Raw genomic sequence first — 11,240 nt, forward strand, 5'->3', positions numbered from 1 at the left:
TCATGAACTTCTCCCGATTCTTCGTGGACAAACCGATCTTCGCGGCGGTGCTGTCCATCATCGTGTTCGTGGCGGGCCTGATCGCCATCTTCAAGCTGCCCATCTCCGAATACCCCAACGTGGTGCCGCCCTCGGTGGTGGTGACCGCCCAGTACCCGGGCGCCAATCCCAAGGTGATCGCCGAAACGGTGGCCGCGCCGCTGGAGGAGCAGATCAACGGTGTGGAGCACATGATCTACATGTCCTCGCAAAACACCTCCGACGGCGCGCTCAAGCTAACGGTCACCTTCAAGATCGGCACCAATATCCAGCAGGCGGAAACCGAAGTGCAGAACCGCGTCCAGCGCGCGCTGCCACGCCTGCCGGAGGAAGTGCGCCAGATCGGCGTGACGACGGTGAAAACCTCGCCCAACCTGACCATGGTGGTGCACCTGGTTTCGCCGGACAACAGCTACGACGAACTGTATCTGCGCAACTACGCGGTGCTGAATGTGAAGGACCAGCTGGCGCGCATCCCCGGCATGGGCCAGGTCAACATCCTCGGCTCGGGCGACTACGCCATGCGCATCTGGCTCGACCCGCAAAAGGTCGCCGCCCGCAACATGACCGCCACCGACGTCACCAACGCCATCCGCGAGCAGAATGTGCAAGTGGCCGCTGGCGTGGTGGGCGCCTCGCCCAGCAAGGACAGCGAGTTCCAGCTCACGCTCAACACGCAGGGCCGCCTGAAAACCGAGGAAGACTTCGGCAACATCATCGTGCGCACCAATGGAAACGGCGCACTGACACGCTTGCGCGACGTGGCCCGGATTGAACTGGGTTCCGGTTCCTATGCGCTGCGCGCGCTGCTGGACAACAAGCCCGCCGTGGCGCTGGCCATCTTCGCCTCGCCGGGCGCCAACGACCTGCAGCTGTCGGCCGACGTGCGCGCCAAGATGGCGGAGCTGAACAAGCAGTTCCCGCAAGGCGTGCAGTACTCCGTGGCCTACGACCCGACCATGTTCGTGCGCGATTCGATCACTGCAGTGATCCACACGCTGCTGGAAGCCATCGCGCTGGTGGTGCTGGTGGTGATCGTGTTCCTGCAAACCTGGCGCGCGTCCATCATCCCGCTGCTGGCGGTGCCGGTATCCGTGGTGGGCACCTTTGCCGTCATGCTGGGCTTCGGCTTCTCCATCAACACGCTGACGCTGTTCGGCCTCGTGCTGGCCATCGGCATCGTGGTGGACGACGCCATCGTGGTGGTGGAAAACGTGGAGCGCAATATCGCCAACGGGCTCACGCCGCGCGCGGCCACCGTGCAGGCCATGAAGGAAGTGAGCGGCCCCATTATCGCCATCGCGCTGGTGCTGTGCGCCGTGTTCGTCCCTATCGCTTTCGTGCCCGGCCTCACCGGCCAGTTCTACCGCCAGTTCGCGCTCACCATCGCCATTTCCACCGTTATCTCGGCATTCAGCTCGCTGACGCTGGCGCCCGCCCTGTCGGCCGCCCTGCTGCGCCCGCACGACGCGCCCAAGGACGCGCTGACCCGCGTGATGGACAAGGTCTTCGGCCGCTTCTTCAATTGGTTCAACGGCTTCTTCGGCCGCGCATCGCACCGCTATGAAGGCGGCGTGAAAGGCGTACTGGCGCGCAAATCGGCCTCTGTCGGCTTCTATCTCGTGCTGGTGGCGCTGGCCGCCGTGATGTTCCAGCTGGTGCCGGCCGGCTTTGTGCCGTCGCAGGACAAGGGCTACCTGGTGGGCTTCGCGCAGCTGCCGGACGCCGCCTCGCTGAACCGCACCGAGTCCGTCATCCGCCGCACCGCCGATATCGCGCTGGGCGTGCCGGGCGCGCGCAACACCGTGGCCTTCCCCGGCCTGTCGGTCAACGACCTGACCAACGCGCCCAATTCCGGCATCGTCTTCGTGGGCGAACTGGCGCCGGAAACCCGCAACACCAAGGAAGTGAGCGGTCCCGGCATCGCGGCGGAAATCAACAAGCGCGTGGGCTCCATCCAGGACGCCTTTGTGATGGTGTTTCCGCCGCCCCCAGTGAACGGCCTGGGCACCATAGGCGGCTTCAAGATGATGGTGGAAGACCGAGGCAACCTTGGCTACGACGCGCTGTACGAGGCGACGCAGAAGCTGGTGCAGAAAGCGCGCGCCGCGCCGGAACTGGCGGGCGTGTTCTCCGGCTACCAGATCAACGTGCCGCAGCTGTATGCGGACATCGACCGCGACAAGGCCAAGCAGCTGGGCGTGCCGCTGGCGACCATCTACCAGACCTTGCAGATCAACCTCGGTTCGCTGTACGTGAACGACTTCAACCAGTTCGGCCGCACCTATCAAGTGCGCGTGCAGGCGGATGCGCAATTCCGCTCGCACGTGGAAGACGTGGCGCAGCTGAAGGTTCGCAGCGACAAGGGCGAAATGATTCCCCTGTCCTCGCTCATGCGCATCAGCGACAGCTATGGGCCGGACCGCGTGCAGCGCTTCAACGCCTACACGGCGGCCGACGTGAACGCCGGTCCGGCGCCGGGCTACTCGTCCGGCCAGGCGCAGGCGGCGCTGGAACGCATTGCGCAGGAAGTGCTGCCGCAGGGCGTGACGTATGAATGGACCGAGCTGACCTACCAGAACATCCTGGCCGGGAATACGCTGGTCTATGTGTTCCCGCTGTGCGTGCTGCTGGTGTTCCTGGTGCTGGCCGCCCAGTACGAAAGCTGGACGCTGCCGCTGGCGGTGATTTTGATCGTGCCGATGTCCATCATGAGCGCGCTGGTCGGCGTGAAGCTGACCGGCGGCGACAACAACATCTTCACGCAGATTGCGCTGTTCGTGCTGGTGGGGCTGGCGTCCAAGAACGCCATCCTGATCGTGGAATTCGCCCGCGAGCTGGAGCACCACGGACGCACCGTGCTGCAAGCGGCGCTGGAAGCGTGCCGCCTGCGCCTGCGCCCCATCCTGATGACGTCGATCGCCTTCATCATGGGTGTGCTGCCGCTGGTGTTCTCGCACGGCGCAGGCGCCGAGATGCGCCACGCAATGGGCGTGGCGGTCTTCGCCGGCATGCTGGGCGTGACCTTCTTCGGCCTGTTCCTCACGCCGCTGTTCTACGTGCTGCTGCGCACCCTGGCCAAGCGCCTGGAAAGCAAACGCGCCGCCGCCGGCGATGCGCTGGAAGCGCCGGCAGCCAACCTGGAAGGACATTGATATGAAAAACTTTTCCAACCGCGCCGCGCCGTTGCTGGCGCCCTTGCTCGCAGCCCTGCTGCTGAGCGCCTGCGCCGCGCCGGCGTTCAAGCAGCCGGACATCGCCGTCCCCGTGGCATTCAAGGAGGCGCCGCAGGGCGCCGCCACCGGCGCCGTGCAGACCGCCGCCGACGGCACGCAATGGCGGCAGGCCCGCGCCGCAGAGCAGCAGCCGCGCGGCGAATGGTGGCTGGCCTTCAACGACCCGGCGCTGAATGCGCTGGTCACCGAGGCCACGCGCAACAACGCCAGCCTGGCCGGCGCCACGGCCCGCGTGAAGCAGGCGCGCGCCATCGCCGGCATCGCCGAGGCGGACCGCGTGCCGCAAGTGGGCGCAAGCGCTGGCGCGCAGCGTGCCCTGTCCTCGCCCACACAGGCCGGACTGCCGGCCGGCACGCCCATGTCGCCACACACCGGCTACACGGCCAAGCTGACGGCCAGCTACGAGGTGGACCTGTTCGGGCGCGTGGCGTCCAATGTGTCGGCCGCGCACGGCGACGCAGCGGCAGCCGAAGCGACCTACCGCTCCGTGCTGCTGGCCCTGCAGGCCGACGTGGCGCAGACCTACTTCCGCCTGCGCGCCACCGACGCCGAACTGGAAACGCTGGCGCGCACCGTGCAGACGCGCGAGGAGAACGTGAAGGTCAACCAGCGCCGTTTCGACCTGGGCGACATCGGCGAATTCGACCTGGCGCGGGCCAAGACGGAGCTGTCCTCCACGCGGGCCGAAGCCATCGGCCTGCAGCGCCAGCGCGCCACCACCGAGCATGCGCTGGCGGTGCTACTGGGGAAACCGGCGGCCGATTTCACGGCAGGCGCCAGCCCGCTGCTGGATACGGCGCTGATGCCGGCCATCCCGGCAGGGCTGCCGTCCGCGCTGCTGGAACGGCGTCCGGACATCGCCGCCGCGCAGCGCGTGATGGAAGCGTCCAACGCCCGCATCGGCGTGGCGCGCGCGGCCATGTTCCCGGCGCTGAACATCGGCGCCTCGGGCGGTGGCGTGGGCGGCGCGTTTTCGGACGTGTTCAAGATCAGCAGCCGTTCCTGGCTGCTGGGCGCGCTGCTGTCGGCGCCGCTGATAGACGGCGGCCGCAACAAGGCCAATGTGGCGCGCAGCGAAGCGGTGCTGGACGAGTCGGTGGCGGCGTACCGGCAAAGCGTGCTGGTGGCGTTTGCGGAGGTTGAAGATAATCTGGCGGGCCTGCGCATACTGGCGGGGCAGGCAGGGCAGATCGAGGAGGCCGTGTTGTCGGCGCGCCGCTCGGCCGAGCTGGCGCAGAAGCTGTACAGCGCGGGACGCTCGAGCTACCTGGAGCTGCTGGACGCGCAGCGCAATCTGGCGGCGGTGGAGCGCGCGGCGGTGCAGCTCCGCGGACAGCGCGCGGTGACCACCGTGGCGCTGATACGCGCGCTCGGCGGGGGCTGGGGGCAGGCGCCGGTTTGACGCGTGCATGGCGGGTTACGCGTGCTGCGCACGCTAACCCGCCCTACGAATGCACGAGCCGCCGTGCCACTGCGTAGGGCGGGTTAGCGCGAAAGCGCGTAACCCGCCAGGCCGCCGCCACATACGTTACACTTGCCGCTGAAAGCCCGTCCGAAAGCTCTACCATGTCACAGAAGAACGTCCAATTTACCGTCGCCGCCCACATCGCGGCCGTACTCGGCTACCGCTATGGCGAGGACGTCACGTCGGCCATCCTGGCCGGCAGCGTCAACGCCGAGCCGACCTTTGTGCGCCGCTCCATCGCCAAGCTGGCCAAGGCCGGCATCGTTTCCGCCACGCGCGGCAAGAACGGCGCCTGCACACTGGCCCGCCCGCCGCAGGACGTTTCGCTGCTCGACATCTACCGCGCCAGCGCCGCCCCTGCCACCTTCGCCATCCACGACTACGACGTGCAGCCGGTATGCCCGGTGAGCGACCATATCAAGGAGAGCATGGCCGAAGTACTGGACGACGCGCAAGCCGGCTTCGAAGCACGGCTGGCCGCGCGCACGCTGGCCAGCCTGATTGACAGCATCCAGCTCAAGGAGCGTCCATGAGCACCGCCGATCTCGACACCCCGCTCTGCAACTGCTTCGCGCTGCGGCAGGCGGCGCGCCACGTCACCTCGCTGTACGACCGCCACCTGGCGCCGTCCGGCCTGGCCACCTCGCAATACAGCCTGCTGGCGCATATCCGCGCCCTGCCCGGCATCGGCATGCAGCAGCTGTCCGAGCGCATGGTGATGGACAGGACCAGCCTGGTGCGCGCCATCAAGCCGCTCGCGCGCGACGGCTACGTGCTGCAGGCGCCGGATCCGGAAAACAGCCGCAAGCTGGTGTTCTCCCTCACCGCCGCAGGCCAGGCCAAGTTCGAGGAAGCCCACGGCTACTGGGCGCAGGCGCAGGCCGAATACGAAGCCGGCGTGGGCGCCGAACGCGCCGCCGCCCTGCGCGCCGAACTGCGCTCCCTCACTCAGAACGGTTTGTAAGGCAGGAATTTCCCGTCCAGCGTAATGATGGCGCGCGAGCCGCCCTCCGGATCGTCCACCTTCTGGATGTCCATCTTGAAGTTGATGGCGCTGATGATGCCGTCGCCAAACTGCTCATGCACCAGCGCCTTGAGCGTGGTGCCGTAGACCTGCACCATTTCGTAAAAGCGGTAGATGGTGGGATCGGTCGGCACGCCGCCGGGTATGCTGCCGCGCAGCGGGATGGTTTGCAGCAGCGCAGCCGCCTGCGCATCGAGGCCGAGCCGCTCGGCCACGGCCAGTGCGGCCGGCTTCGGCAATGCGTGCTGGCCCAGCAAGGCCGCCGTCACATAGGGCACGCTCAGGCCCGTGCCCTCCGCCAGCTGCGCCCACGTTAAATCCTTCATGGCCTTGGCGGTGACGATCTGGGCGCTCAGCGCCATATGCGCGTCCTGCGTGTGGGTCGATTGCAGCATGGTGATTCCTTTCAAGGTTGAAGGGTTGGTTCCTCCCACGATGCAACTACCATGCCAGTTTTTTGCACCAGTTTGCGCCAGCGCAGAACATCCGCTTCCGGCCCGCGCCATTATCGAAGCTCCTTTCCACGCGCGAGGCCGACATGAATCCAGACAAACTGATGATCCCCCTGACCCAGGTGCTGACCCGGCACCGCGAACAAATCCTGCCCATGCTGGGCGGGAAGGCCAACGGCAACGCGCGCGCGCTGCTGGGCAACGACGCGGCCATGCGCACGCTGGCCACCTATTCCTACGCCCTGCTCCCCGGCCTGGTGCGCCTGACCCTGAAGGAACCGGTCTTTGTCGATTTCGTCATGACGCACCGGGACCAGATACTGGAGCGGCTGCTGGTGCAGTAATCCGCCTCCCAGGCGTAAATCTTGCTAGACATACCAGGACTACGCTACCTGGGAATGTGAAATGACGGTGTCTGCACCAAAAACGGGCGTGGCCGATCAGGAACCGCCGCAGCGCATCGTCAAGATACGCCGCGACTACAACACCTGGGTGGCCAACGAAACCATAGAAGACTACGCGCTGCGCTACACGCCTCGCTCGTTCCGAAAATGGTCGGTGTTCCGCGTCTCGAACACCGCCTTCGGCGCCATCTCTTTCCTGGTGCTGGAAGCGATAGGCGGCACCATCGCCGTCAACTACGGCTTTATCAACGCCTTCTGGGCGATCATGGCGGTGGGGCTTATCATCTTCCTCACCGGCCTGCCGATCAGCTACTATGCCGCCAAATACGGCGTGGACATGGACCTGCTCACGCGCGGCGCCGGCTTCGGCTACATCGGTTCCACCATCTCGTCCTTCGTCTACGCCTCCTTCACCTTCATCCTGTTCGCGCTGGAGGCGGCCATCATGGCCTATGCGCTGGAGCTGTATTTCCACCTGCCGCTCTACCTGGGCTATATGGCCAGCGCGCTGGTGGTGATACCGCTGGTGACGCACGGGGTAACGCTCATCAGCCGCATCCAGATGATTTCGCAGCCGGTGTGGCTGGTGCTGCTAGTGCTGCCCTTCATCGCCATCATCGCCAAGAAGCCGGAACTGCTGTCGCAGCTGGGCAGCTTCGCTGGCCAGTCGCCGGACAACGGCAAGTTCAACATCCTCATGTTCGGCGCCGCCACCGCCGTCGGCGTGGCCCTCATCACGCAGATCGGCGAACAGGTGGACTTCCTGCGCTTCATGCCGGAGAAGACCGCGAAGAACCGCATCCAGTGGCACTTGGGCGTGCTGGCCGCCGGTCCCGGCTGGATCCTGCTGGGCATCGCCAAGATGCTGGGCGGCGCGCTGCTGGCCGTACTGGCCATCAATAGCGGCGTGTCGCTGGCCCAGGCGGTCAATCCCAACCAGATGTACCTGGCGGGCTTCCAGCAGGTGTTCTCCAGCCCCACCGCCGCCGTGCTGGTGACGGCCTTCTTCGTCATCATCTCCCAGGTCAAAATCAATATCACCAACGCCTACGCCGGTTCGCTGGCCTGGTCCAACTTCTTCGCCCGCCTCACGCACAGCCATCCGGGACGCGTGGTGTGGGCGGTGTTCAACGCGCTGATCGCCGTGCTGCTGATGGAACTGGATGTGTTCCAGGCGCTGGACCAGGTGCTGGGGCTGTACTCCAACATCGCCATCTCGTGGATCACCGCCGTGGTGGCGGACCTGGTGGTGAACAAGCCGCTGGGCCTGAGCCCCAAGGGCATCGAGTTCCGCCGCGCCTACCTGTACGACATCAACCCGGTGGGCGTGGGCGCCATGGTGCTGGCCTCCGCCCTGTCGGTGGCCGCCTTCGCAGGGCTGTTCGGCGCGCAGGCGCAGGCCTTCTCTGCCTTCATCGCGCTGGGCACGGCCTTCATCGCCTCGCCGCTGATCGCCATCGCCACCAAGGGCAAGTACTACATCGCGCGCCAGCCCGCGCCGGCGGCGACGCTCAACAAGGTCTGCTGCATCTGCTCCCGCGAATACGAGCAGGAGGACATGGCGCACTGCCCGGCCTACCAGGGGCCGATCTGCTCCCTGTGCTGCTGCCTGGACGCGCGCTGCAACGACGTGTGCAAGCCGCACGCGCGCTTTACCGCGCAGTGGGACAGTGCCATGAAGGCCCTGCTGCCCAAGTCCATGTGGCCCTACATTACCAGCGGCCTGGGACACTACCTGCTGCTGATGATGGTGACGGTGCTGTTCCTGGGCGGCCTGCTTGGCCTGATCTACGTGCACGAGGAACGGCTGCTGATCGAGGCCGGATCCACCCTGCTGCCGCAGCTGCGGCTGGCCTTCATCAAGATCTTCGGCGCGCTGCTGCTGGCCAGCGGCATCGTGGCGTGGTGGCTGGTGCTCACCAGTGAAAGCCGCCGCGTGGCACAGGAGGAATCCAACCGCCAGACCGGCTTGCTGACGCGCGAGATCGAACTGCACGGCCAGACCGACGCGCAGCTGCAGCAGGCAAAGAAGCAGGCCGACCAGGCCAACCAGGCCAAGAGCCGCTATATCGCCGGCATCAGCCACGAGATCCGCACGCCGCTCAACAGCATCCTGGGCTACGCGCAACTGCTCGACAACGACCCGTCGATACCCGAGCACCGCCAGCAGGCCATCCGCGTGATACGCGGCAGCGGCGAGCACCTGCTGTCGCTGATCGAAGGCACGCTCGATATCGCGCGCATCGAAGGCGGCAAGCTCAGTTTCGACCTGAAGGAGGTGAAGTTCCCGGACTTTATCGGCCAGATCGTGCGCATGTTCGAGCAGCAGGCCAGCAGCAAAGGGCTGTCCTTCCGCTACGAGCTGACAGGCGAGCTGCCGCGCGTGGTGCGCGCGGACCGCAAGCGGCTCGGCCAGATCCTGATCAACATCCTCGGCAACGCGGTCAAGTTCACGGAGCACGGCGGCATCGTGTTCAGGGTGCGCTACGCGCGCGACATGGCCGCGTTCGAGGTGGAGGACAGCGGCCCCGGCATCCTGGACGCGGAACGCGAACGCATCTTCGAGCCCTTCACGCGCGGCAGCGCCGGCGACCAGGCGGGGGCCGCCGGCACCGGCCTGGGCCTGCCGATCAGCAAAATGCTGACGCAGCTCATGGGCGGCGAACTCACGCTCGACAGCACGCCAGGCAGCGGCAGCGTGTTCAAGATCCGGCTGATGCTGCCGCGCGTGCACACGGAAGCGCGCGCGGACGGCGCGCCGGAACCGGTGCGCACCGGCTACGCGGGCCGGCGCCGCAAGGTGCTGGTGGTGGACAACGAACGCGTGGACCGCGAGCTGCTGGTCAACATCCTGGCGCCGCTGGGCTTCGAGATGGCGCAGGCGGTGTCGGGCGCGGACTGCGTGGAGAACTACGCGGCCTTCGGCCCGGACCTGATCCTCATGGACCTGGCCATGCCGGTGATGGACGGCTGGGAAGCGAGCCACATTATCCGCAAGGTGCACCAGTCCGACGTGCCGATCGCCATCGTCTCCGCCAATGCCTATGACAAGGGTCTGGAAAACCCGGCCGCCATCGCCGCCGAAGATTTCTTCGTCAAGCCGGTGAACGTGGCCGAGCTGCTGGACTGGATAGGCCGCCGCCTGCAGCTGGAATGGATATCGCACGCGGCGCCCAAGGGCATCAGCAGCGAGATCGTGGAGCCGGGAACCGCGGCGCAGCCTGCGCTCATCTTCCCACCCGCCGCGCAGCTGGAGCCCTTGCGCGCGCAGCTCAAGCTGGGCTATGTGCGCGGCATCGTCCACCAGCTGGACGAAATCGCCATGCTCGGACCGCAATACTCAGCCTTCATTGCCGCCATGCGCGGCCACGCGGCCCGCTTCCAGCTGGATGCGATGGCGCGCCTGCTGGAACAACATGAACAGAAAAAAGGAGTCAACCATGATACCGAAGCAGTTTGAGCACCGCCCCGGCCACCTGGTGCTGATCGTAGACGACGTGCCGGAAAACCTCGCCGTGCTGCACGACGCGCTGGACGAATCCGGCTTCACGGTGCTGGTGGCGAACAGCGGCGCGGCCGCGCTGGAGCGCTGCGCGCAGGCGGTACCGGACATTATCCTGCTGGACGCGGTTATGCCGGGCATGGACGGCTTTGAGACCTGCCGCCAATTGCGCGCGCAGATCGCCACGCGGCATGTGCCGATTATTTTCATGACCGGACTGACCGAGACCGAGCATGTGCTGGCGGCCTTCAACGCGGGCGGTACGGACTATGTGAGCAAGCCGGTGCGGCAGAGCGAGGTGCTGGCGCGCATCGCCGCGCACTTGCAGACGGCGCGGCTGATGAACCAGGCGCGCAGTGCGCTCGACGCCTTCGGCAACGCCACGCTGGCGATAGGGCCGCGCACCGGGCGCATCGTGTGGCAGACGCCCTTGGCGCGGCAGCTGATGCAGAATTATTTCGGCTTGCCGGGCACGGGGCAGCTGGCCGATACGCCGGCAGAGCTGACCGCGTGGCTGGCGGCCACGGTGGAGGCGCGGCGCGCGGGGCAGGACTATCCGCCGCTGAACGTGATCCAGGGCGCGGCGCGGCTGATCTTCAGCGCGGCGGACGTGAACAACCAGGAGCAGTGGATGGTGGTGCTGCGCGAGGAATCGGACGCGGCGCAGGTGCAGGCGCTGGTGGCGCTGTTCAAGCTGACCATGCGCGAGTCCGAGGTGCTGCATTGGGTGATCAAGGGGAAGACCAACCGGGACATCGGCGACATCCTCGGCACCAGCCCGCGCACGGTGAACAAGCACCTGGAGCATGTGTTCGAGAAGCTGGGCGTGGAGACGCGCACGGCTGCGGCGTCCCTCGCCATCAACAAGCTGCGCGGCTCGGCGGAGGCGATGGCGGCGAGCGCGTGAGCCGGCGGCGAGCGCGGCGGGTTACGCTGCGCTCGGCGCGCCCCGCTAACCCGCCCTACGTATCCTCGGCGGCAGATTCAAACGCCGTAGATACTGTTATGCCGGTCAAGCGTTTTGAAGCTCCTGATTGAATGGTTTGCCAGATTTTAAGACGCCGAAAGCAACGTGGACGAGCTTGCGCATCATGGCGCCGATCACCAGCTTGGCCGGC

The 11,240-nt window shown here is 66.4% G+C and carries 8 protein-coding genes and 1 pseudogene; 7 read left to right on the top strand and 2 right to left on the bottom strand.

The window, feature by feature from the left end:
- Positions 1-2 precede the first annotated feature (2 nt).
- The 4 genes from GTP77_RS20230 to GTP77_RS20245 all read left to right on the top strand — a co-directional run bounded on the left by GTP77_RS20230 (position 3) and on the right by GTP77_RS20245 (position 5,704).
- On the top strand, positions 3-3,194 hold the full coding sequence (locus GTP77_RS20230) for an efflux RND transporter permease subunit (protein ID WP_161073953.1): 3,192 nt from the start codon (positions 3-5) through the stop codon (positions 3,192-3,194).
- Position 3,195: 1 nt separating this feature from the next.
- Entirely contained in the window at positions 3,196-4,677 is a 1,482-nt protein-coding gene (locus GTP77_RS20235) for an efflux transporter outer membrane subunit (protein ID WP_161073954.1), read from the top strand.
- A gap of 164 nt (positions 4,678-4,841) precedes the next feature.
- Positions 4,842-5,273, top strand: a complete 432-nt coding sequence (locus GTP77_RS20240; protein ID WP_161073955.1) for an Rrf2 family transcriptional regulator — start codon at positions 4,842-4,844, stop codon at positions 5,271-5,273.
- Positions 5,270-5,704 carry a MarR family winged helix-turn-helix transcriptional regulator gene (locus GTP77_RS20245; RefSeq protein WP_161073956.1) on the top strand — a complete coding sequence of 145 codons (435 nt, stop codon included), beginning with the start codon at positions 5,270-5,272 and terminating at the stop codon, positions 5,702-5,704. The genes GTP77_RS20240 and GTP77_RS20245 overlap by 4 nt, the downstream gene beginning before the upstream one ends.
- On the opposite strand, the gene cynS is transcribed toward GTP77_RS20245, so the two are convergent.
- Complete coding sequence (gene cynS / locus GTP77_RS20250; protein ID WP_161073957.1) at positions 5,689-6,159, bottom strand: cyanase; 471 nt, start codon at positions 6,157-6,159, stop codon at positions 5,689-5,691. The genes GTP77_RS20245 and cynS overlap by 16 nt on opposite strands.
- A 143-nt stretch (positions 6,160-6,302) precedes the next feature.
- On the opposite strand from cynS, the gene GTP77_RS20255 reads away from it, so the two are divergent.
- The 3 genes from GTP77_RS20255 to GTP77_RS20265 all read left to right on the top strand — a co-directional run bounded on the left by GTP77_RS20255 (position 6,303) and on the right by GTP77_RS20265 (position 11,029).
- On the top strand, positions 6,303-6,560 hold the full coding sequence (locus GTP77_RS20255) for a hypothetical protein (RefSeq protein WP_161073958.1): 258 nt from the start codon (positions 6,303-6,305) through the stop codon (positions 6,558-6,560).
- Between the two features lie 61 nt (positions 6,561-6,621).
- Entirely contained in the window at positions 6,622-10,080 is a 3,459-nt protein-coding gene (locus GTP77_RS20260) for a hybrid sensor histidine kinase/response regulator (RefSeq protein ID WP_161073959.1), read from the top strand.
- The gene (locus tag GTP77_RS20265; RefSeq protein WP_161073960.1) at positions 10,061-11,029 is read left to right on the top strand and encodes a response regulator transcription factor; all 969 of its coding nucleotides are present in this window, start codon (positions 10,061-10,063) and stop codon (positions 11,027-11,029) included. The genes GTP77_RS20260 and GTP77_RS20265 overlap by 20 nt, the downstream gene beginning before the upstream one ends.
- A gap of 105 nt (positions 11,030-11,134) precedes the next feature.
- Here the strand turns inward: GTP77_RS20265 and GTP77_RS31270 are convergent.
- A pseudogene (locus GTP77_RS31270) lies at positions 11,135-11,240 on the bottom strand (IS110 family transposase); the annotation flags it as partial.

It is taken from the genome of Pseudoduganella aquatica (genome assembly GCF_009857595.1).
GTDB lineage: Bacteria > Pseudomonadota > Gammaproteobacteria > Burkholderiales > Burkholderiaceae_D > Rugamonas > Rugamonas aquatica_A.